A 21,765-nucleotide genomic window follows, 5' to 3' on the forward strand; every position below is an offset into this window, starting at 1 on the left:
GGCCAAGCGCGTGAGCGACGAGTTGATCCGCTACAAGGACGAAGAGATTGAGCGCCTTAAGGAAATGAAGATCCGCCTGTCCACCAAGATGGTGGGCGAGTCGCTCGAGCAGCACTGCGAGACCGAGTTTAACCGCCTACGCATGACGGCGTTTCCTAACGCGTACTTTGAGAAAGATAACGATGCGTCCGAGGGCACCAAGGGGGACTTTATCTTCCGCGAGTGCGACGCGAGCGGCAACGAGGTCATTTCGATTATGTTCGAGATGAAAAACGAGAACGACGAGACTGCGACCAAGCACAAGAACGAGGACTTCTTTAAGAAGCTCGACCACGATCGTCGCCAGAAGGGCTGTGAGTATGCAGTGCTCTGCACGCTGCTCGAGCCCGAGAGCGAGCTTTACAATGCCGGCATCGTGGACGTGAGCTATCGCTACGAGAAGATGTACGTGATCCGTCCGCAGTTCTTTATTCCCATGATTACGGTGCTGCGCAACGCCGCCATGGGTTCGCTGCGCTATAAGCAGGAGCTGGCGGAGTACAAACAGCAGAATATCGACGTCACGAACTTCGAAGCCAAGATGGAAAAGTTCAAGAATGATTTCGGTCGCAACTACGAGATCGCGAGCCGCAAGTTCCAAACGGCGATCGATGAGATCGACAAGACGATTAGCCATCTGCAGAAAACCAAGGAGGCGTTGCTGTCCTCCGAGAACAATCTGCGCCTAGCCAACAAGAAGGCCGACGATCTTACCATTCGCAAGCTCACGTGGGGCAACAAGACCATGAAGGCGGCGTTTGACGAGGCGCGCGGGGCTGCGGCGGAGACAAACGATGAGCCAGCCGAGGCGGATTCGTATGAGGTCGAGGATGCCGAGTAAGGCATAGCGTATAGTGCAAAAGCGGGGCCGCTGGCGATATTGCCAACGGCCCCGCTTCGTTTCGTTCCATTGTGCCCGGCTAGTTCCCGAGCAGGTCCTCGATAAAGCCGACGCGGTAGTTTTTGAAGATGACCTCGCCGCCGTCTTGCGTGGTGTCCAGATCGACATCGCCCATGATGCCAAAATCGTGGTCGCCATCCTCGTCGGCAAAGATCTGGTGCACGTGCCATACGTGCGCGGTCTTCTCGTCGGACTCATCGATGGAAAACATCGCGGCGCTGCGGGCATTTCCGTCGGTGAGGATTTCCTCGTGCTGCTCGTGGTAAGCGTCGAGTGCTTTTTGCCAGCGGATCTCGCTCATGCCCCAGTTGTCGTCGAGCTCGCCCAGGTCGCGAACGTGCTCGCGGGCGGCAAGGGTCACGCGGCGGAAGAGCGCGTTGCGCACCAACAGCGTGCAGCCGCGACGGTCCGCCACGACCTCGTCGATGCCCTGCGGCGGCGCAGCATCGAGGGCTGCCGGGTTGCCGGCGTTCTCCCACTCGTCCACCAGGCTCGAGTCCACCGAGCGCACCACAAAGCCCAGCCACGAGATAATGTCGCGCAGACGCTCGTCGCGCTTCTCGATGGGTACGGTGCGGTCAAGTGAACGGTAAGCCTCTGCCAGGTAGCGCAGCAGAATGCCCTCGGAGCGGGCGATTCCGAGCTTTTGGATATAGCCCTTAAAATCGCTCGCGCTTTCCAGCATATCGCGTAGAACGCTCTTGGGAGAGAGCTGGTAGTCGTTTGCCCAGGGCACTTCCTGGCAGTACTTGTCAAAGGCGGCGTCGAGCAAATCCTCGAGCGGCTTTTCGTACGTGACGTCTTGAATGCGCTCCAAGCGCTCCTCATACTCGATGCCGTCAGCCTTCATTTCGGCCATCGCGTGGTCGCGCGCGGCGCGCTCCTGTGCGCGCAATACCTGCTTGGGGTCCTCGAGCGTAGCCTCGACCATCGAGATCAGATCCATGGTATAGGTCTCACTCTCGGGGTCGAGCAGCTCCAACGCGGCAAGCAAAAATGGCGAGAGCGGCTGGTCGAGCGCAAAGTCTTCGGGCAGGTCGACCGTCAGCGCATAGTCGATGTCTGGTGCGGCGTCAGTCGGGGCGTCAGGCGCGGGCGGCACCTCGGTGCGAACGACGACGCCGGAATCGATGAGCGTGGCGAAGATTTCGTCGGCGCGAACCTCGAGCTTAGCCTTTTCCTCGGAAGTCTGCAGGCTCGTCTCGATGAGGTCGTGTACGCGGGCTCGGGCATCGCCGCCCTGCTCGACCACGCTAATCACCATGGAGTGCGTGATGCGCAGGCGCGGCTTGAGCGTCTCGGGCTGCGTCTCAATCAGGCGCTCAAAGGTCTGCTTGTTCCAGGTGACAAAACCCTCGGGGGCCTTTTTCTTTTTAATCTTACGGAGTTTTTTGGGGTCGTCGCCCGCCTTGGCCATGAGCTTGGCGTTCTCGATCTCGTGCTCCGGGGCCTCGGCGATTACCATGCCCTCGGTATCGAAGCCCGAGCGGCCGGCGCGACCGGCAATCTGATGGAACTCGCGGGCGCGCAGGCGACGCATCTTGTAGCCGTCGAACTTGGTGAGCGCGGTGAGCACCACGGTGTGGATGGGTACGTTGATGCCGACGCCGAGCGTATCGGTGCCGCAGATGACGGGCAGCAGGCCCTGCTGCGCCAAGCGTTCGACCAGGAGGCGATAGCGCGGCAACATGCCAGCATGGTGCACGCCGACGCCGCATCCAAGCAGGCGTTTGAGAATCTTGCCAAAGGCCGTCGAGAAGCTCGTTCCCTTTGCCGCTTCCTTAATGGCCTCGCGCTGCTCCTTGCTGGCGATGCCAAAATTGGCGAGCGACTGCGCCGTCGCAAGGGCGGCATCCTGGCTAAAGTGCACGATATAGAGCGGGGCCTCGCCGCGGCGCATGGCGAGCTCGACCGTGCCCTCGAGGGAGGTCGTCACATAGTCGTAGCTCAGCGGAACAGGACGCGGGGCGTCGACAACCAAGTCGCAAGCAGCGCCGGTGTGCTCTTCGAGAGAGGCGGCGATGGCAGTGACATCGCCAAGTGTGGCGCTCATGAGCATAAACTGCGTATGGGGCAGGGTGAGCAGCGGCACCTGCCAAGCCCAGCCGCGGTCGGGGTCGGCAAAGTAATGGAACTCGTCCATGGCCACGCAGCCCACGTCGGCGTCCTCGCCCTCGCGCAGCGCATCGTTGGCAAGGATTTCGGCCGTGCAGCAGATGACGGGCGCCTTGGTGTTGATGTGCGTATCGCCGGTGATCATGCCGACGTTATCGCGGCCGAGCACCTGTACCAGATCGAAGAACTTTTCGCTGACCAGAGCCTTGATAGGAGCCGTGTAATAACAGCGCTTGCCCTGCGCCATGCCCATAAAGAGCATGCCCAGCGCGACGAGCGATTTACCCGATCCGGTCGGTGTTCCCAAAATGACGTGGTCGCCGGCAGCCAGGTCCATGAGGGCCTCTTCTTGGTGATCCCACAGCTCAATGCCGCGATCGCTCGTCCATTCAAAGAAGCGTTCGAAGGCTTGGTCGGGCGTGAGCCACGGTTCGGGCTCGCTGCCGTCCTCGGGCTCCCACCAGGTGGGGGAGAGCGCGCCGAGCGAGCCAAACTCGGCTTCGGTTCCCGTGCCGCCCGAGAATGAGCTGGCGGCGCCGGCGCCGGAGACGGTGCTGGCGGCGGTATCTGTCGTGGTCTGTGCCATGTGGTTGCTTTCTCTCGCGATTGTCCGCCAACTATTATGGCGTAGCGGCGGCGCGGGGTGCCAGCGCGCGAGAAAATGCAGGAAATGGGCGTTCTGCCCGGCCGTTTGGTGCAGTTGCCAGCTAAGTGAGTAGACTTTTTGCAATATCGCGAGCACATGGCTTTTGCGCAAGAGCTCTACCTGCGGTTTTAGTTTTCGTTATGCGGGTTGTGCTTGGCTATTGCAAAAAAGTCTACTCACTTAGGTTTGAGGGTCGTTCGCTGACGCCTATTTTCACTTGTTTGCCGACGCCGCGACCATCAGAAGCCCCTAGGACTCCTGCGGCAGGCGCTTCTTGCCTTTGCGGGCGCGGTTTCTAAAGTTCTCGACGGCCTCTTCCATGCCCAGAGGTACATAGGTGAGCGCATCGAGGTTTTCGGGCAGGTAGCAGGCAAGGCTTTGCTCCTGCGCGCGGCCCGCCGCGAGCTGTTCATCGCTGGGCTGCGCTCCAGGTGTGGCGCGAATGCCATAGACGGCGGCACCCATCTCGCGCGTGCGGCGCTCGTACTCGGTCTCGGGATGCTCGGGATGGTCGCGGCGTACGTCGTCACTTACCCAAAGCGTGTCGTAGCCGGCCGCGGCAAACTGTCCCAGGGCGTAATCGCGCAATGGTTTGCTGTCGGTGCGCAGCGTGACGGTGGCGTTGGCTGCAAAGAGCGGGCGGTAGAGCATCAAATGGTCGACATGGACGAGTCGTTTTTTGGCGTACTTGGCCTTGGGCTGCGGCGTGGGAAAGTTGATGGTGATGGCATCGAGCTCGCCTGCGGCAAATAGCTGTGGCAGCGATGCGGCGCCTCGGGGCAGGACGAGTGCGTTGGATAGCTCCTGCTCGCAGATTTTCTGCGCGGCATAGGCAATGCAGATGGGCTCCTGGTCCATGCCGATAAAGAGGGTGTTTGGCTCGTGGCCCGCGCGCTCTACAAGGTACGTTCCCTTGCCACAGCCAAGATCCAGGTGAAGGTGCTCGAAGGGCTTGCTGCCTGCGGGCGCACAGGCCTTGCGCCAATCTCCGGCATAAGCCTCGGGGTTTGTCTCAATCGCATCGGCGTAGCGTTCCAGGCGCTCCTCGAGCACAAAGTTCTTAGGCGTGCGAACGTGGACGGCTCCCATGAGGCTCCTTGGTCATAAGTATGGAACGCATAGCTGCACGTTCCGTCAATGGATTGAAAAAGGGCGGGCATAGTTTGCCCGGAAGATGCGGTGCGGCTCGGCGGCGAGTCGTCGATGCCTACAGGCGCTTGAGAATCACATAGCGGTTGAGCTCGCCGCTACGACCGTCGGCATGGAAGCGCTCAAGCTCACGCACGGGGACCTCGCCGCTCTTGTAGAACGTACGGACGCCGCGCACCAGGTCGGTGATCTGCTGATCGTCAAAGTGATGGCAATAGCGGTAGGCGTGGCGGTCGTTTTGCCAGCCAATGAGGTGGTCGCCGGCTTCAAACTGCGCGGAATCGTAACCCTCAAACGGCGGGGTGAGCTCGGCGCGGGCCTCGGCGCGAACGGCCTTGCGCGCCATGCGCTCGTCGTTCATAAACTCCCAAAAGCTGATGGCGATGATGCCTCCTGGGCGCGTCTGCCGCACCAGGGCGTCGAGCACGCGTACGCGGTACTCGCACGACGGCACGTGGTGCATAAAGCCAAAGCAGACCGAGATGTCGGCGAGCGGTGCGTCGAAAAGCACGTCGGGCGTCTCGGCGGGGTTGAGCTTCATAAGGGCATCGAGCACGTCGAGTTCCTGGAAGTGCAGGTTGGGAATGCGTAGCGCGTGGCCATGTGCATCGATGGCCAGGTCTTGGCACGAGTCGACGCCGTAGAACTCAAACGGGCAACTGGCATCTGCCGAGGGGTTTGCCCCGTCGACGCCCTTGGCGGCAAGTGCGCCGCCGGCGGCAAAGTTCTCGAATCGCATATTGCCGCAGGCAAGATCGAAGACGCGGACGGGATGCTCGATCGTGGCGACGTCGAGCTGTTCGAGCGCGATATCCATTGTGCGCACCCAGCCGGGCCACGGGGCCTGGCGCGTATCGGAGAAGGAGGCGGAGTGCTCGCGATAGAACGTATTGTTGAGCTGGATAAGCGATGAGGCGAAATCGCGGTTCACGGCGCGGAACTCCCTCCGTTGGCGGTGCGGAATAAACAGTACGACCATACTACCGTTAACGCCGCAACGGGGACAACCAAGCTACGGGTCATTGCTTTGTTTGGACACATTTCCGCAGCTCATATGCACCCGCAACCGCCGGTTGTCAAAAATCTCACTAGAATAGGTGGCATGCTTTTGGCGGTGGCGGATAGATTTTTAACTGTGCAAGGCGCCTTAAGAACAAAAACGGTCCGGCGGCACGGCTGGCATCACATAGGAGGAACCATGAATGTAGAAACTGCGCAGCGGCTCGCCGACCTTCGTCGCAGCAAGGGCTTTAGCCAAGAAGGGCTGGCGCGAAAGTTAGGGCTGTCGCGCCAGGCGGTCAGTAAGTGGGAGCGCGCGGAGAGCTCGCCCGATACTGAGAACTTGATCTCGCTCGCCATGCTCTATGGCGTGAGCCTGGACGAGCTGCTCAATCCGAGCGACGAGATCGAGGACGATATCGAGTTTGAGAACGAGGACCGCGCCCGTCAGCGCGAGGCCGAGGCGGCGGAACGTGCCCGCACCCATGAGGCGGCGGCGCGCGCCACCGAGGCGGCAACACAGGCGAGTGATGCTGCGGCCAAGGCGGCACAAGCGGCAAGCTGGAGTGCGCAGGCCGCCAATGCTGCTACGGCGCAGGTGACGAGTGGCGGCGCAGTTGGCTCGACTCCGGTGAAGGGCCCGTTCCAGTCGTTCCCGTATTGGGCCGTGTGCTGGCTGCTGTTCTTTTTGCTGATGTTCCTGTTTGGTGCCGGCCCCTTTGCCGCACTGATCTTCTTTACGATTCCCATCTATCACTGGGTGGCACGTGCGCTCGATGGTGATTGGGCGCGTGGGGATATTCAGGTTGGCCCGGCACCGGCGGTCGCTAGGGCTCAGAATGTTTCCGCTCCGGTTGATACTGACGTGGCTACCGCGACTACCGCTGCGCCGATTGCCAAAGAGGGTGGTGAATGATGAAGCTTTCGCATGAATCCAAGGTACGCTTGGGCGTCGGCATCGGAGCGTTTGTGCTCATCATCGGGCTTGTCTTTGGCACTTCGCGGCTATTGGCTCATTCCGATATGGTGCGTACGGCCGGTATTCTATCTGGCCATTTGTCTGATTTTGACGATATGTTTGACGATGACGATCTTTTGGATGACGGCAGCTATTCCGCTCGGCCTCAGCAGCTTTCGTGCACGACCTTTGATGCCGATGAGTTTCGCTACCTCGATTTCGATATCGATGCGGCTACGGTGGACGTCAAGGTTATTGATGGTAACAAGGCTCGCGTTATCGAGCGGGGACGCGTTGCCAATGGTATGGATGCCTCCAAGGCCGCGACGCAGAACATCGCATCCGTCGAGGACTCGACGCTCAAGGTTTCCCAGTTTGGAAGTGATGACGGTAAGGCAATCGATCGCTCGGTCACGGTCGAGCTGCCGCGCCGTGTTGCCGAACATCTGAAGGGAGTCAACGCGCACGTGGGCTCGGGTGATCTGCAGATTGCCGGTGTCACCTGTGATGGTTTCGACCTTTTCCTGGGTGCGGGAGATGTAGAGTTTGCGGGCAGCGTGACTGATGCGCTCAGTGCTGAGGTCGGTTCGGGCGATGTGACGTTCGAGCTCTACCAGGCCCCCGCGAAGTCGATGGACGTGAGTGTGGGCTCGGGCGATGTGGAGATGATGGTTCCGAACTCGACGGGCTTTAAGGCGAGCCTTACCTTGGGCAGCGGCGACTTCGAGAGCGATTTCCTTCCGCTTGGCTACGACGGCGAGACCATTTTGAATCTTGAATTCGATAACGGCGATAAGTCTGCTACGTATCGTTTTGAGGTCGGTTCGGGCGACATGTCATTTGATTCAGAGTGACGGGCGGTTATCGAAGACTTATATACCATAGCTGCGCTGTTTGATGGAGGCGCCGGAGCCGTGACGGGCTCCGGCGCCTTTGCCTTTACAATGGGGTCATGGAACAGATTATCTTGAACATACTCGAGGCTCTGCGTCGCGGCGAGACCGTGGACGACAAAGCGCTCGTCAAACTGATACATGCCGAGGCGCGCCGTGAGGGTGCCGACAAACGCGATTTGGCCAAGCGCCGTCTGCTGCCGTTCTACCAGCGGGTAAAACGTGAGGAGCCGGCTCGTTGGGCTGGGTGGAATGTCGATGCCGAGCTGGAGCGTCGACTGCTGCAGGTGCTGCGTATGAAGCCTCGTCGCACGGCTTCGGGCGTGGCGACCATTACCGTTATCACCAAGCCCTGGCCATGCTCGGGCGATTGCCTGTTTTGTCCCAACGATCTGCGCATGCCCAAAAGCTACCTGCACGCCGAGCCGGCGTGCGCCCGTGCGGAGCAAAATTGCTTTGACCCGTATCTGCAGGTGAGCGCTCGTCTGACCGCGCTTTCGCAGATGGGGCACGCAACCGATAAGATTGAGCTCATCGTGCTTGGTGGCACCTGGAGCGACTATCCGCAAGGGTATCAGGCGTGGTTTATGTTGGAGCTCTTCCGCGCGCTCAATGACGATGCCGTGGCTGGTGTGGCGGCTAACCCCATGTTGGCGCGTCCGGGCATCAGCCGTGCCGAGGCGGGGCGCCTGCTCGATGACGCGCCCGCCGATGCGCTGCCGCCGGTGGTGGCGGAGCGTCGCGAGCGCTATCGGGCTGCCGGCATTGCGACAGACGAGGCTGAGCTTGCTGCCGGCGTTGCCGACGAGCAGGAGCGTGTGGATGCTGCCGTGGGTGGGTATAACCGCGCGGTGCGTCGTCTGTACGGCCCCGGTACGCCGTGGGGCGAGGTTGCCGAGTGGCAGACGGCAACGATGGAGGAGCTTGAGCGTCAGCAGCGCATCAACGAGACGGCGAAGCATCGCGTGGTGGGGCTCGTTATCGAGACGCGCCCCGATGCCGTAACGCCGCAGGCCCTCACGCTTATCCGCCGCCTGGGTTGCACCAAGATTCAGATGGGCATCCAGAGCCTCGACCAGCATTTGCTCGATATCAACGAGCGTCGCATTTCGGTGGCTCAGATCGAGCGGGCGTTTTCGCTTGCGCGCCTGTTTGGCTTTAAGATCCACGCTCACTTTATGCTTAACTTGCTGGGCGCCACGCCCGAGGGGGATAAACGCGACTACGAGCGCTTTATGACCGAGGGCGCTTTTATGCCCGACGAGGTCAAGGTCTACCCGTGCGCGCTCATCGAGGGCTCGCGTCTGGTGGGCTGTTACGAGCGTGGCGAGTGGCGCCCCTATACCGAGGAAGAACTGCTCGACGTGCTGGCCGACGACATCGTGGTGACGCCGGCGTTCTGCCGTATCAGTCGCATGATCCGCGATTTTAGTTCCGACGACATTATGGTGGGCAACAAGAAGCCCAACCTGCGTCAGCTCGTTGAGAACCGCCTGGCTGCTCGGGGTGACGGTGCGACGGTGCGTGAGATTCGCTATCGCGAGATCAGTACCGCGGGTGCCGACTTGGATGAGCTATCTCTTGATGAGGTCGCATACGAGACGCCGGTGACGCGTGAACGCTTTTTGCAGTGGGTGACGCCCGAAGGCAAGATCGCCGGCTTTTTGCGCCTGTCGCTGCCCGTTCGCGCTTTTGTTGCCGCACATGCGGACGAGTTGCCGACGACGCCGGACGAGGCAATGATTCGCGAGGTGCACGTGTATGGCATGGCGGCACGCGTGGGGGATCAAGGTCAGGCGGCTCAGCATCACGGTCTGGGGCGTCTGCTCGTGGAGCGTGCGTGTGAGATTGCCCGGGATGCGGGTTATGCACGTATCAACGTGATTAGCGCGATTGGCACACGCGAGTACTATCGCCATCTTGGATTTTATGACCATGGCCTTTATCTGCAAAAGGAGCTCTAGATGAACAAGCCGAGTGTTTCTGCCGGCGTCGTTGCCGGCGTTGCTCTGGGAGCCGCGGCGCTTGGTGCGGCCGCTGTCGCTGTTCGTGCTGCCTGTCTGCAGGTTGCGCGAACCCGCAATGGGTTGGCGCGCGTGAAACGCGTGCACGATGAGGGCGGCGATGAGATTCGCGTGCTCGTGCAGGGCGGCGTCTACCAAAGCGCAAGCCATGTTGGCGATCGTTGGGCAGAGCCCGTCTTTGCGTATTATCGTGCATTTGACGATGTGTTTGAGGCCGAGGACGCAATGCGTGACGCTTATGGTCACGGTATCGACCGTACGCTTATGCTGGGCGGCGGTGGGTTTGCCTATCCCAAGTTCGCGCTGATGTCGCACGAGAGCTTGCGCATGGACGTCATTGAGTACGATGCCGAGATTACGCGCCTGGCGCGCCGCTGGTTCTACCTGGATGAGCTGGAGCACGCGGTGGGCGATCGCCTGCGGGTGATAACCGCCGAGGCTCGCTCGTATCTGGGCGTGACGAGCGTGGGACATCGTCGCTACGACGTGGTCGTGAGCGATTGCTTTGGCGGTGCCGAGCCCGTACGCAAACTGGCGACGGTTGAGGCGTTGCGTTTGGTGCGAGGCAGCCTGAACCCCGGGGGTATCTACGTTGCCAATATCGTGAGCGCAAACGAGGGGAGCGACGTGACGTTCCTGCGCGACTGCGCTGCCACGGCAGTCGAGGTGTTCGCTCGCGCCTGGGTGGTGCCTTGTGGCGATACGGAGTTCGGCGGCGAGGAGAATTATCTACTCATCGCCAGCGACGGCGACTACGCCTTTGCCGAAGCTGTGCCCTTCGACACCGACTTCCTCGGCACCGTCCTTCACGACAAGTAAGTCTCCCCGTCCCAAAAAGACTGGTCTTAGGCGTGGTCGCGCCAGCTGCGGACACGCTGCTTCATGCCTTCGATGTCGAGCACACCTTCGGCGAAGCCTTTGCGCACGAGCTCTTCGGGAACAAACTCGTCGTACCGATCAAAGTAAGGTACCTCGCCGGGATAGACGAGCTCGATGGGGTCGAAGTCCTTTTCGGCCTCGGCTGCGAGCACCTCAAAGAACGTCTCCTTGTCGGCCTTCATCTTGAACTGCATAAAGTATGGACGCGACGGATCGAGCCCGCGAAGGCCCAGCTTTGCGGCGCATTTAATCTTAAGCAAGCGCTCGAGCGCCAAAAAGGCGTAGCTGCCCAGCCAGGGGAAGAGCACCCAGGTGTCGCCGCCCAGGTTAATAAGCGGCTTGGCCCCCGCGCCCGAAATCTCGGCCGTATGGCGAGCCTGTGCAAGACGTGCCCGTGCGTTGCCCATGAGATACGGATATGCCGCATGCTCGTTGAGCGCTTTGCGCATGCGCTCGAGTACATGCGTATTGATGTCTCCGGGGCAGTCGCCAAAGTAGGCCGGCACCCGGCCCTTGACCTGCGTGGCAAAGACAGTGTGGCGCTTCCAGTCCACTTCCTCGACAATCCAGCAGTGTCCGGCGATGGCGATGCGCTCACCGGGCGGGGGCGGATTGACGATCGTGCCCAGCTCGGCCGACTCGCTGCGAACGGTGAACTCCTCGTTTTCCTGGAACACGACGTAGAACTTAAAGTTGTTGATGATGCGCTCGCCCGCGAGACCCACGATCAGCCCGCCGCCCTCGGTGACCTGGATGTGGTCGATCTTGATGAGGTGGCGCAGCAGTACGCGATAGTCATCGGCTGAGACGCGGTGGAAATAACTGAGCGTGAGCACGCGTTGGGCAAGTTCGGCCGGCGTGAGCTCGCCGGTGCTGGCGAGGGTCGACATAGTCTGGTGATAGAGCAGGCTGTAGGGGAGTCGATCGAGCTCGGGCGGCTCGACCCACTTTTCCTCGCGATAGAGTTGTACGAGCGCGATACCCTGCAGGAGCTTCCAGGGAATGGTTTCGGGCATCATCGTGCGCGGCTCGGGTTCTTCCTCGCGCATGACAAACCACATCTCGGGCGGAAGGTCGCGGCGTCCCGTGCGCCCCATGCGCTGCAAAAAGGAGCTGACGGTAAACGGCGCGTCAATCTGGAAGGCGCGCTCCAGGCGGCCGATATCGATACCGAGCTCCAGCGTAGAGGTGGTGACGGTTGTCTGCGTCTGCTCCTCGTCGCGCATGAGCTCCTCGGCCGTCTCGCGCAGCGATGCCGAAAGGTTGCCGTGATGGATTAGAAAGCGGTCGGGCTCGTGTCGACTTTCGCAGTAGCTGCGCAGCATGGAGCACACGGCCTCTGCCTCCTCGCGCGAGTTGGCAAAGACCAGGCACTTGCGGCCGCGCGTATGCTCAAAGATATAGCCCATACCGGGGTCGGCGTTGTCGGGCGCCGTGTCGGTGGGGTTGAGAAGCGCCTGCTCGGTCGCTCGTGGGATGTCGACTTCGCCCTCGGGGGCCGAGGAAGTGCGACGGTCTTTGGGAGCGGCCTTGCCCCGTGCCTGCTCGCGACGTTGACGGCGCTCCTCCTGTGTGAGCTGTCCGCTGTGGCGCATGTCTTGGGTGCCGGCCGGCAGCGCCGTGGGTGCCGCTGCCTCAATGCGCTCGCATGCAAGCACTTCGGCCTCTTGAGGACCCATGCTCTCGAATCCCCGCTGCTGTGCCTGGGGACCCGAGTTGTAGAAGTGCTCCATGGAGATGCGCCACACGCGGCGCGGTTCTTCAAAGCGGGGGATAACGCAGTCGCGTCCCGTTCCCTGCGAGAGAAAGGCGCCCGTGCGCTCGGGGTCGCCGATGGTGGCTGAAAGGCCAATGCGGCGGGGCTGCACGCCGGCCATGCGCGAGAGGCGTTCGATAAGACAGAGCGTTTGCCCGCCGCGGTCGCCGCGCATGAGCGAATGGACTTCGTCGATAACCACATAGCGCAGGTCGCAGAACATGCGCGGGATCGCCATGTGCTTATGGATCAGGAGCGCCTCGAGCGACTCGGGCGTAATTTGTAGGATGCCACTTGGCTTTTTGATGAGTTTGGCCTTGTGTGATTGCGAGACATCGCCATGCCAGTGCCAGACGGGGATGTCGGCTTCTTCGCACAGGTCGTTGAGGCGGACGAACTGATCATTGATGAGCGCTTTGAGGGGGCCGATGTAGAGGGCGCCCACGCTCGCGGGCGGGTTCTCCCAAAACTCAGTCAGGATGGGAAAGAAGGCCGCTTCGGTTTTGCCGGAAGCTGTGGATGCCGTCAGGAGCACATTGTCTTGTGTGTTAAAGATTGCATCTGCCGCCGCAACCTGAATGGAGCGCAGGCTCTCCCAATCGTGGGAATAGATGAAGTCTTGGATAAACGGGGCGTAGCGGTCAAAGGCGTTCACGGGGCCTCCTTTCAACAGCTAATCTCTCAACGCGGTGGGCAGTGGTTTGCTGCATGACTGCTTCAACGTTTGCCCAGATAAAACCTGCCAAAATAAACCTGTCCCTTTTTGGCAGGTTAGATGGTGAATTCGGCGAAGTTACGGTCGCCGCCTGCGGTATCGGTGTCGCCTGTTGCGGCTGCCGGCGCCAGCGCGTCGCCACCAACGCTTTGCAGTAGCTCGGCCACGTTGGCGTCGGGGTTTTGGCATAGGATGTCGAGCAGCTCGATAAAGTCACGAATGACTTCACGCGGCGTCAGATGCGTGTCGGCTCCCACGCGACCGAATTCGATCTTGAGGAAGTCCACCAAGTCGTTCTCGGTAAGCGTGGGCGTCCAGCCAAAGTAGCCGGCGTGAATTTGCATGAGCTTTTCAATCAAGACCAGCAGCTCCTCGTAGGTGAGTGGCTGCAGACGGATGATGGGCGCGAGCATGTCCTTAAGGTCCTCGCGTGCAAAGCGGCCTTGAGCGAGTCGGCTGCGCAGGGCCTCGTAGGAGAACACGCCGCGGCGGCGGTCTTCGATGGAGGTTGGCGTGCCGCCCATGATCATGCCCAGGTACTGCGCCTTGCCCTGGAGTGTGTCGTTGTACATGGTCAGGATCTTCTCGTAGTTGTACTGGCGCGTGATGGCGTTGGGAATCTTATACAGATTCACGAGCTCGTCGATGAGCACCAACATGCCCTTGTAGCCACTGCAAACCAAAAAACGCGCGATGAGTTTGACGTAGTCGTACCAGTCATCGTCGCTGATGATGGTTGAGGACCCCAGTTCGGCGCGAGCCTCGCTCTTGGTACGGTATTCGCCGCGGATCCATTTGGTCACGCGGCTCATGGCTTCTTCGTCGCCCTCGGATACGGCCGTGCGATAGCGGCGGAGCATGCGGGTGAAGTCGAAGCCGTGGACCATTTCCTCGAGCGGGGCCAGTTGGGCATTGACGACCGACTCGTCGACGTCGGCGCACGAGGCGACCCAGCGATCAAGAATAAGGTTGAGCGCACCGCCCTCGGGGCGCGTCTTGGTCGATATATTGCGTATGAGCTCGCGGTAGGTGGCAAGGCCCTGCCCCTGCCCGCCCTGCAGACGGCGCTCGGGGGATAAGTCTGCATCGGCGACGACGAATCCCTCGCCCATGGCATGCGTTCGGATGGTTTGGAGCAAAAAGCTCTTGCCGGCGCCGTAGCGACCGACCAGGAAGCGGAAGCTCGCCCCACCGTCGGCGATGAGACTCAGATCGGTGAGCAGGGCGCGGATCTCGACCTCGCGCCCTACGGTAATGTAGGGAAGGCCGATGCGCGGGACCACGCCGCCCTTGAGCGAGTTGAGAATGACGGCAGCGACGCGCTTGGGCACGCGGGGTGCTGCGGATGCGGTATCACTCATGGTCTAGGTATCCTCTCACGTCTGCTTCGTAGTCCTCAATAATCTGCGGCCCTGCCGCGCTAAATTCAATTACGGTGTCGCCCACCAGGTCAAAGAGCGCCTCGTTGATGCTGTCGACAAGCATGTCCTCGCTCTTGCCCGAGTGCGCCACTGCCGATGTCGCTTGCGCTGCGTTTTGCTCGAGCAGTGCACGCAGATACGCGGTTGCGGCAGGCGCGAGTTTGTTCGCGGCTTCGGCGGGCGCGGGCGTTACGGGCGCGGGTACAGACACGAGGAGCGGTGCCACGACGCCAAACTCTTCGGTGGAGACAGTCGGCTCGTCGGGTTCGTCTTGCTGTATGGTCATCTTGCCAGGTTCGGCAGTCATGCCGGGCGCAGACTCGGTGTTCGGTTGCTCGATAAGCGTCGCCTCGGCTTCCACAGGCGCGCTGTCCTCGCGCTCCTCATCGATCAAAAGCGCCTCACGCGTTTGTGCGGCGGCGCTCCGAATGTGTCCCAGCTGACTCAAATCGATATCGATCTTGACGGGCTGGTGCGCGGCATCCCACGAAAGCCATGCCACGATCTCGTCATCGATGATCTTGGTCAGATATTTGGGGACCTTCTCCTCCTTTAGGGGGTGGGCGGGGTCCAGCGCCAGGCGTAGGCGTTGGTCGCAGGCGCGCATCATTTCGCCGAGTTTGCTGCTCTTTTGCCTGCTGCCGTGGATACGCATGCATTCCCAAAAGCCGTTTTGGCAACGGTAGATATGGATAGGATCCAGGCGGTATTCGCAGTCCTCGTGGCGCTCGGGCGCAAAGAATACGGCCGAGGCAAACATGGTGTAGGGCATGGCCGTCTCCTCCCCAAACAAGCTCGCCACGATGCCGGTCTTTCGGTGCGTGTCATAGTAGCGCGCCATACGGACATACACGGTGCATGCCACGTGGCGCAGATCGCGGTGGTGGCTGCGGTCGAGCCGCGAGTTACTTAGGTTGTACGTGGAGAGGGCGTTGATGGCGGCCATGAGTCGCTCCTCGCGCACCTCATCGGGCGGAAGGGGGAGCGTGGGCTCGGAGGTTTTGCGACGTTTGGGGGTCTGGCCGGACGGTGCCGGTGCTGGTACAAGGTCTCGTGCCGCGCGTCGCAGCTCGATAAGGGCGTTATCGAACATGACGGTTTTAGAGTCACGAAGCAGCTTGGGGTCGAGCCCGTGGAACACGGCGTAATCCTGCAGCCACACGCGCGCAAACCGGTCGATGCCGGGCTCGAAGGCGCGATAGACATTCCAAAAAGCCTTGATCTTGTTAAAACCATCGAGCGGATCATCTACGCCAATGCCGCAAATCAGCTCATAGAGATACAGAAAGGCAAAAGACGTAGACGTTTCCTCGACGGTTCCGCAGCGCACTTGGGCACGCCAGGTAAAGTAGCCGCGCAGCTGTCGGTCGCTCATAGCGTTGTAGGTGGGAAAGTACGACTTAAAGGTGCCGTTGTAGGGACAGTCGTCCTCAAAGTCGGCCATCAGCAGGCCCTGGCGGTAAAAAAGCTCGGCTTCCGAAAGCCAGCGGCCCGCACCGCCCTTGGGGTCTTCTTGCCAACGCGATATCTCACGCATCTTGCGGTACTGGTCGGGGAGGAAATTTTGCATCTGTCGGCCGGTTTTGAGAATCGGCTCGTCTGCGTAGACTTCGTTTGAGAAGCGGGCGGACTGATGGGTCCGGGCCTCGGCCATAATGCGCTCGATGAGCATCTTGATGTCCTGGTCGGCCACCGCTCCTCCTCTCGAACGCAGCTACGGTGACCTCATATCATAGCACAGCATCAAACAGATGTTCGAGATACCGCTGCGTTGATAGATTTAGAACAGGAGGGCGTAGATGACGGCGATGACGACGGAGGGAAGCATATTGGCCGTGCGGAAGGTCTGAGGACGGATGAGATTGACGCCGACGCAGAAGATGAGCATGGATCCTACGAGCGAAAGGCTGTCGAGGGCTGCTGTGGTCATGATGGGGGAGAGCGCGCCGGCAAACAGCGTAATCGTCCCCTGGAACACGGCGACGGGCAGGGCGGAGAAAATACAGCCGCGTCCAAGCGAGGCCGTCATGGTGCAGACGATGATGCAGTCCAGCGCTCCCTTGAGGGCGAGCGTGGACCAGTCGCCGAGCAGGCCGTCTTGGATTGATCCCACGATAGCCATGGCACCGATGCAGACGGTCAGCGATGTCGAGACAAAAGCGTTGGTGAACTCGTTATCGTCCTCACTGCCAGTCTTGCGCTTGAGCCATTCGCCAAGGTTCTCGATGGCGGCTTCCAAGTTGACGGCCTCGCCGATGAGCGAGCCGAGGGCGAACGAGACAATGAGCATGGTGGTGCCGGTGGTCGCTAGCGCCTTCCCATCGATAAGGAGCATCTTTTGCATGGTGCCGCCAAGGCCGATAAACAGGACGCACAGCCCCGATGCTTTCATGAGCGTGTCTTGGATGCGCGGTGTAATGAAGCGGCCGCCCGCTAATCCCAAAAGACCGCCCGCAACTAAAAGCACAACGTTGATGATTGTTCCCAAGCCCGGCATGAGCCCTCCTGTATTGATGCCAACGTGGCAATCGTAGCAGAACGAAATGCGAGGCACATCGCGACTCATCTAATACGTTATATAAGTGGTGTTAGGAATGATGCGCAGCATTTAAGCCTCAGGTGGTTGTCGGGACATAGGGATAGTATTCAAAGCGCAGTGTCATAAGCCGCTGCGGGGATTCAATAGCCGCGGCGATGATATTGGCATCGCGGGCACGATCAAACCCTTCGAGTTCGATCTGATACGAGACGTCTTGCATAATGTCCAGACGCCGCCAGGCTAGGAGTGTGTCGCCATCGAATTCCAAGGTCTTGCCTCCATCTGGAGCAACGGCGTATAGACGCAGCTTGGCGGTGGTTGCGGGGTCGACAACCGTGACCTTTTTAATTTCGTTTCGAGTATTCTTGGCGCCCAACAAGGTGAGCAGTGTTGGGGCCACGACCTCGCCCGATGGCAAAAAGACGACTTCGATGGATTCGGGAAATGCGATGATAGCCGACTTGCGGACGGGCTGATTGGCGGCGGCAACTTCGATGTTCGCAGCGTCGATGACCTCTGTGTGGTCGAGCGCGGCAAGCACGCAGCAGTTACCTTCATCGATCTCTTGAGGATCAGCAAGCCCCAGGCTGTCCGCGAGCTTGGGATCGTTTGGATCGGTAGCGGGCTCATTCGGTGCTTCGAGAGAAGCTGGGACGCTGTTTGTCGGCGATGGCGTGTCGCCCGCACCTGCTTCTTTGTCCGCGCTCTCTTCTTGTATGGTTGCGTTGATGGGCTCGTCGTTTGAGGGGAGCGTCTTGGCGTCAAGCGCGGAGGGGAGAATTCCGATGGCTCCGGATCCGCTCCACTCCATTTCGAGAAGCGCCGGGTCGGCAAGAATGCGTTGCCTGCTTTGCGCGTGGGCATCGATTTCAATAGGGCCTGCCTCTATCCCTCGTGTAAGGCTGAGTGATCCGGCTGGCTTCTCGAAATGAGCGTCTGTGTCTTTGGTGCTGACGGCGTAGAACAGCAGGGACGCTTCTCCCGCCGCGATGGCATCGGTGTCGGCTTTGGTCAGCCGCAACGATGCCGTGAATGAGAGGGTGGGCTGCGTGTCGTCTGCATTCGCGGCGGCGCAGCCCAGACATATACCGCCTCCTTTCTCAAAAAACGTACCGTCGAAGGCGACCTTCGCTCCGTTCGCCGAGTCATCGATCGAAGCGATGTCGATGCGCAGCTCTAAATTGCATGGATCGCCATCTGCGTCGAGCACAACCGAGCGCCACGTGCAGACGGCGTACCCCGCCTGGGAGCCGTTTGCCTTGTTCGAACGATTGATATCCACGACTATCGAACCGTCCGTATTACGACGAAGGCATCCCGAGGTTGAGATTGCAGCCTGTGCGATCGAAAAACGCTTGCACGCAATGGCGCTCGACGGATTTGATGCGGAGCTTAGGGCTGCTGGTAAGGAGTCTGCCATGACAGGAGTCGCCCAAGCGGCGACAGGCGTTCCGGTTGCGAGCGCGCCGCAGAGTGCGACGACGGGCAAAAGGTTCTTCGATGCCATGGGGTCTCCTTAGCTAATTTAGTGCGGCCTGTCCGTGTTTTGTTTCTGGCTGCGTTTGATGTGCAGGCCGAGGCCGGCGGTTCCCGCGCCTGCTGCTGTGGCGCCTGCTGCCAAGAGCCATCGTCCATCGCCTGTCTGCGCCAATGGTTCCTCGCGGTCGCCGCGGTCGAGCCCCGAGAGGTCGACCGTCACTTGCGTGGCGGCCTGCGCCTGTTCTTGCTGGGCAAAGGCCATGGCTGGGCCAAACGCTAGGATGCTGACGGCGGCGGCCAGGGCGACGGCCTTATGCCGTGTGCGCACCGGGCTCGACCGTCCAGGTGATCGTTGCAACCTGATCGCCTTCGCCGGTTACGCGGAAGATGTCGCGCGTGACGCGGGCGACGTTTCCGCTTGTCTTGAGCTTAATTTTGTCCGTGCCACCGGCAATGCCCTGGTAGCCCATGTCGAAGGCTGCATTCTTGGAAAGATCGAGGCCCGTCCCCTGCATTGCGGCGCTGGCGTTCTGGAGCGCGCCGTCGGGGCCGACCTTAAAGTCGATGGAGTTCTGTGCGGTTCCGGTCTTGGCGTCGGCAGCAATGGTCCAGGTGTTCATGGCATCGATCTTCATGTTGGTGACATGGATGCCGTAGGCCGAATGATTGTCGATGGTGGTCGCGTCTTCTGAGGGGCCCTGAAGCGTGCCGTCGGCCTTGGCGACGAAGGGAATAACCGTCGGAACTTTGAACTCAACGTTGTCGATCTCGGTCCTGACCATTACTTTCGTGGTTCCAACGCGCCCGGCTGCCATAGCTGGCGTCGGTGCGGCGCCCATTGCGAGCGCGAGCGCGAGCCCTGCGCCCACGACGAGCGCTCTGGCTCCGTTCATGTTCCTGGTGATGTCCATGGTCGTTCCTTTCTATTCGCCGCGGGCCGTCCCCGCGATGATTGGACGAATGCTGGTGAATTGCGTGCGGTGCCGCGTCGGCCGGAAAGCTAGTTCTCGGCTTGCTCAACCCGTACCTTGACACGTGTCGGATTGCCGTGGCTGTCGAGGGTCTTGGCATCGAGTGCCTGGATCTCGATGTACGCCTCGCCTTCTTTGATGTCGCCGGCGGGGCACGTCTCGATTGTCTTGCCGGTCTCGACCACACCGGATTCGTACATGGTCTCGTCGTTTTGGATGACGCGGAATCGCTGGGGAAATTTATTGTCTTGGACGTTTTGGACGTTGACGCGCAACTTGCCGCCTTCCTGCAACTGTGCGACCGGCGCGACCGAGATCGTCATCATGTTGTCGCGGACGATGGCGTCGAGCTCATCCTGGATTTCTTGGCGTGATTTACCCTCTGCCGTCGTGACTGAGGCGCCCGCTTCGGGCACGGGCTGCGACTGCCAGGCGTATAACCCTACGGCGATGAGGGCGCAGACGATAGCCAGGCAGACAACGACGAGTTTCTTGCGACGCCCCAGTCCTGCAAGGCGGGGCGGCTTCTTCGCACTCATGCGGCGTCCTTGGTGGTGTAGACGCGTGCGAACGTGGACGGGTCCGCTCCAAAGAGCATGTGAAGCATCAGGCGGCGCGAGTAGATGAGCTCGTCGAAGTCGTGAGGGAGCTCGATGCTGTGGATACGCGCGATGTGGTGGGCGAGCGCCGAGAACGACTCGGGGTCGCAGATAACATCGGTGGTGACGTGGTAGACCGCCGTATCGGGGAACGCCTTTTCGTCGAAAGGCAGGAGATAGGGATCGTCGTCGACCTCGATGGCGACGCCGTACTGGGGCCAGTAATATGCCATGGGAACCTCCCTGCTTCTGGGGCCAAAACTTCCATTGGTTTTGGCTGTTGATGCCGACCGTATCAGTCGCTACTTGACCAATTTCTGACCAAATGCTTGACGGATTGACATCTCCGCAGGTGAAAGGTGGTAAAAATTACTTCAACTTTTTTCGAGCGACAATTGCGTGGTCGCTGGCGGTAAGGCGACATGTGCCAAAAGCATCGTCTGCCGAGGAAACCTTGCCGCTCGCCGAATTGCACGTACGTAAAAATCGCCAATTATGGAGACGGTCTCGAACACGTCGACGAAACGATGCGGTAACATCTCCCTGCAAACACTGTAGTTAGCTAAAGGGGGAGTTCGCGTGTCGGCAACCATCAAACCCTTCACCGACGAGTTCGAAGAGTATGGCCGCGATGAGTCTCGCACATCGGGCGAGGCCTCGAGCATCTCGTTTCCGACAACGGAGGACGAGGTCCGCGCCATTTTGAAAAAGCTCCATGCCGAGCGTGTCCCGGTGACGGTTCAGGGCGCCCGGACCGGTCTTGCCGCCGGCGCCGTGCCTCATGGCGGTCACATTCTCAATACTTCCCGCATGAATCGCTACCTAGGCATTCGCCGCGATGAGCAGGGCAGCTTTCTTTTGCGTGTGGCGCCCGGCGTCGTGTTGTCTGAGCTGCGCAAGCAACTGGGCAAGAAAGTGCTGCCGACTGCCGGCTGGGACCAGGCATCGCTTGAGGTCTACGAGGAGTTCCAGGAAGCTCCCGAGCAATTCTTTCCTACCGATCCCACCGAGGCATCTGCCTGCCTGGGCGGTATGGCGGCATGCAACGCTTCCGGCGCCCGTAGCTACGCTTACGGCCCCATGCGCCCTCACGTCACAGGCCTTCATGTCGTGCTGACCGATGGCGACCTGCTCGAGCTTCACCGTGGCGAGGTTTTTGCACGGGGTCGTCGCCTTTCGCTCGTCACGGTGCAGGGCCGCACGCTCGAGCTCGACCTTCCCGACTACACCATGCCCAAGACCAAAAATGCTTCGGGCTATTTCGTTGCTGATGATATGGATGCCATCGATCTGTTTATCGGTGCGTGTGGCACACTCGGCGTTATCACCGAGCTCGAGATTGCCCTGCAGGCGGCGCCTGCGGTCGTTTGGGGCGTGAGCTGCTTCTTTGACAGCGAAGATAAGGCCGTGTCCTTCACCGATTCCGTGCGTCCCGTCCTGTCCCACGCGGCTGCCATCGAATATTTCGATGCGGGCGCCCTGGATATCCTGCGTCGTCAGCGTGAGCAGTCGACCGCGTTCGCCTCGCTGCCGGCGCTCGACAAAGACGCCAAGGTCTGTGTCTACGTGGAGCTCGACTGCGATGACGAAGCCCGGGCGACAGAGGAGCTGTATCACTTGGGGTGGGTACTAGAGCTTGCGGGCGGCAGCGACGATGCGACATGGGTCGCGCGCACCGAGGT

General features: G+C 60.5%; 18 protein-coding genes. 7 read left to right on the top strand and 11 right to left on the bottom strand.

The genetic code is table 11. The features are described from left to right. Positions 1–880, top strand: an 880-nt coding sequence (locus tag AB5Z25_RS09560) for a DUF2130 domain-containing protein (RefSeq protein ID WP_368135414.1), incomplete at its 5' end; no start/stop codon positions are given. Between the two features lie 79 nt (positions 881–959). On the opposite strand, the gene AB5Z25_RS09565 is transcribed toward AB5Z25_RS09560, so the two are convergent. The 3 genes from AB5Z25_RS09565 to AB5Z25_RS09575 all read right to left on the bottom strand — a co-directional run bounded on the left by AB5Z25_RS09565 (position 960) and on the right by AB5Z25_RS09575 (position 5,781). After that, a complete protein-coding gene (locus tag AB5Z25_RS09565; protein ID WP_368135415.1) occupies positions 960–3,641 on the bottom strand; it encodes a DEAD/DEAH box helicase in 2,682 nt (893 codons plus the stop codon). Positions 3,642–3,950: 309 nt separating this feature from the next. Further along, positions 3,951–4,790 (bottom strand): tRNA (guanine(46)-N(7))-methyltransferase TrmB, encoded by an 840-nt coding sequence (gene trmB / locus AB5Z25_RS09570; protein ID WP_260699364.1) that lies wholly within the window; start codon positions 4,788–4,790, stop codon positions 3,951–3,953. A gap of 118 nt (positions 4,791–4,908) precedes the next feature. Then, positions 4,909–5,781 carry a class I SAM-dependent methyltransferase gene (locus AB5Z25_RS09575; RefSeq protein ID WP_022094355.1) on the bottom strand — a complete coding sequence of 291 codons (873 nt, stop codon included), beginning with the start codon at positions 5,779–5,781 and terminating at the stop codon, positions 4,909–4,911. 267 nt (positions 5,782–6,048) lie between these two features. Between AB5Z25_RS09575 and AB5Z25_RS09580 the strand changes: the two genes are divergently transcribed. The 4 genes from AB5Z25_RS09580 to AB5Z25_RS09595 all read left to right on the top strand — a co-directional run bounded on the left by AB5Z25_RS09580 (position 6,049) and on the right by AB5Z25_RS09595 (position 10,543). After that, entirely contained in the window at positions 6,049–6,765 is a 717-nt protein-coding gene (locus AB5Z25_RS09580; protein ID WP_368135416.1) for a helix-turn-helix domain-containing protein, read from the top strand. Next, positions 6,762–7,661, top strand: a complete 900-nt coding sequence (locus AB5Z25_RS09585) for a DUF4097 family beta strand repeat-containing protein (RefSeq protein ID WP_368135417.1) — start codon at positions 6,762–6,764, stop codon at positions 7,659–7,661. Before AB5Z25_RS09580 ends, AB5Z25_RS09585 begins: the two co-directional genes overlap by 4 nt. A gap of 98 nt (positions 7,662–7,759) precedes the next feature. Then, the gene (locus AB5Z25_RS09590; RefSeq protein ID WP_368135418.1) at positions 7,760–9,664 is read left to right on the top strand and encodes an elongator complex protein 3; all 1,905 of its coding nucleotides are present in this window, start codon (positions 7,760–7,762) and stop codon (positions 9,662–9,664) included. Further along, positions 9,665–10,543 (top strand): spermidine synthase, encoded by an 879-nt coding sequence (locus tag AB5Z25_RS09595; protein WP_368135419.1) that lies wholly within the window; start codon positions 9,665–9,667, stop codon positions 10,541–10,543. Between the two features lie 26 nt (positions 10,544–10,569). On the opposite strand, the gene AB5Z25_RS09600 is transcribed toward AB5Z25_RS09595, so the two are convergent. The 5 genes from AB5Z25_RS09600 to AB5Z25_RS09620 form a co-directional block, all read right to left on the bottom strand. Further along, positions 10,570–13,014 carry a DEAD/DEAH box helicase gene (locus tag AB5Z25_RS09600; protein WP_368135420.1) on the bottom strand — a complete coding sequence of 815 codons (2,445 nt, stop codon included), beginning with the start codon at positions 13,012–13,014 and terminating at the stop codon, positions 10,570–10,572. A 116-nt stretch (positions 13,015–13,130) separates the two neighbouring features. Next, positions 13,131–14,435, bottom strand: a complete 1,305-nt coding sequence (locus AB5Z25_RS09605; RefSeq protein ID WP_117655190.1) for an ATP-binding protein — start codon at positions 14,433–14,435, stop codon at positions 13,131–13,133. Continuing rightward, on the bottom strand, positions 14,428–16,188 hold the full coding sequence (locus AB5Z25_RS09610; protein ID WP_368135421.1) for a TerB N-terminal domain-containing protein: 1,761 nt from the start codon (positions 16,186–16,188) through the stop codon (positions 14,428–14,430). Before AB5Z25_RS09610 ends, AB5Z25_RS09605 begins: the two co-directional genes overlap by 8 nt. 87 nt (positions 16,189–16,275) lie before the next feature. Next, positions 16,276–16,992 carry a DUF554 domain-containing protein gene (locus tag AB5Z25_RS09615; RefSeq protein ID WP_368135422.1) on the bottom strand — a complete coding sequence of 239 codons (717 nt, stop codon included), beginning with the start codon at positions 16,990–16,992 and terminating at the stop codon, positions 16,276–16,278. A gap of 118 nt (positions 16,993–17,110) precedes the next feature. Beyond that, positions 17,111–18,541: a hypothetical protein gene (locus AB5Z25_RS09620; protein ID WP_368135423.1), complete on the bottom strand. Its 1,431-nt coding sequence runs from the start codon at positions 18,539–18,541 to the stop codon at positions 17,111–17,113. 39 nt (positions 18,542–18,580) lie between these two features. On the opposite strand from AB5Z25_RS09620, the gene AB5Z25_RS09625 reads away from it, so the two are divergent. Beyond that, complete coding sequence (locus AB5Z25_RS09625; protein WP_217107698.1) at positions 18,581–18,793, top strand: hypothetical protein; 213 nt, start codon at positions 18,581–18,583, stop codon at positions 18,791–18,793. Positions 18,794–18,824: 31 nt separating this feature from the next. Here the strand turns inward: AB5Z25_RS09625 and AB5Z25_RS09630 are convergent, their stop codons facing one another. The 3 genes from AB5Z25_RS09630 to AB5Z25_RS09640 all read right to left on the bottom strand — a co-directional run bounded on the left by AB5Z25_RS09630 (position 18,825) and on the right by AB5Z25_RS09640 (position 20,316). Beyond that, the gene (locus AB5Z25_RS09630) at positions 18,825–19,424 is read right to left on the bottom strand and encodes a hypothetical protein (RefSeq protein WP_368135425.1); all 600 of its coding nucleotides are present in this window, start codon (positions 19,422–19,424) and stop codon (positions 18,825–18,827) included. An 89-nt stretch (positions 19,425–19,513) separates the two neighbouring features. Continuing rightward, on the bottom strand, positions 19,514–20,023 hold the full coding sequence (locus AB5Z25_RS09635; protein WP_368135426.1) for a cell division protein FtsQ/DivIB: 510 nt from the start codon (positions 20,021–20,023) through the stop codon (positions 19,514–19,516). Then, the gene (locus tag AB5Z25_RS09640) at positions 20,020–20,316 is read right to left on the bottom strand and encodes a hypothetical protein (RefSeq protein WP_368135427.1); all 297 of its coding nucleotides are present in this window, start codon (positions 20,314–20,316) and stop codon (positions 20,020–20,022) included. Before AB5Z25_RS09640 ends, AB5Z25_RS09635 begins: the two co-directional genes overlap by 4 nt. A 346-nt stretch (positions 20,317–20,662) precedes the next feature. Here AB5Z25_RS09640 and AB5Z25_RS09645 point away from each other — a divergent pair. Then, positions 20,663–21,765: FAD-binding oxidoreductase (locus tag AB5Z25_RS09645; RefSeq protein ID WP_368135429.1), on the top strand; the 1,103-nt coding region annotated here is incomplete at its 3' end.

The sequence above is a fragment of the Collinsella aerofaciens genome (assembly GCF_040910325.1).
Lineage (GTDB): Bacteria > Actinomycetota > Coriobacteriia > Coriobacteriales > Coriobacteriaceae > Collinsella > Collinsella aerofaciens_BL.

Bases quoted from the DNA above. Each gene is read 5' to 3' on its own strand.
- AB5Z25_RS09580 (WP_368135416.1), top strand. From the start codon at position 6,049: ATGAATGTAGAAACTGCGCAGCGGCTCGCCGACCTTCGTCGCAGCAAG.
- AB5Z25_RS09635 (WP_368135426.1), bottom strand. From the start codon at position 20,023: ATGAGTGCGAAGAAGCCGCCCCGCCTTGCAGGACTGGGGCGTCGCAAG.
- AB5Z25_RS09590 (WP_368135418.1), top strand. From the start codon at position 7,760: ATGGAACAGATTATCTTGAACATACTCGAGGCTCTGCGTCGCGGCGAG.
- AB5Z25_RS09640 (WP_368135427.1), bottom strand. From the start codon at position 20,316: ATGGCATATTACTGGCCCCAGTACGGCGTCGCCATCGAGGTCGACGAC.
- AB5Z25_RS09565 (WP_368135415.1), bottom strand. From the start codon at position 3,641: ATGGCACAGACCACGACAGATACCGCCGCCAGCACCGTCTCCGGCGCC.
- trmB (WP_260699364.1), bottom strand. From the start codon at position 4,790: ATGGGAGCCGTCCACGTTCGCACGCCTAAGAACTTTGTGCTCGAGGAG.
- AB5Z25_RS09595 (WP_368135419.1), top strand. From the start codon at position 9,665: ATGAACAAGCCGAGTGTTTCTGCCGGCGTCGTTGCCGGCGTTGCTCTG.
- AB5Z25_RS09585 (WP_368135417.1), top strand. From the start codon at position 6,762: ATGATGAAGCTTTCGCATGAATCCAAGGTACGCTTGGGCGTCGGCATC.
- AB5Z25_RS09630 (WP_368135425.1), bottom strand. From the start codon at position 19,424: ATGGACATCACCAGGAACATGAACGGAGCCAGAGCGCTCGTCGTGGGC.
- AB5Z25_RS09615 (WP_368135422.1), bottom strand. From the start codon at position 16,992: ATGCCGGGCTTGGGAACAATCATCAACGTTGTGCTTTTAGTTGCGGGC.
- AB5Z25_RS09605 (WP_117655190.1), bottom strand. From the start codon at position 14,435: ATGAGTGATACCGCATCCGCAGCACCCCGCGTGCCCAAGCGCGTCGCT.
- AB5Z25_RS09620 (WP_368135423.1), bottom strand. From the start codon at position 18,541: ATGGCATCGAAGAACCTTTTGCCCGTCGTCGCACTCTGCGGCGCGCTC.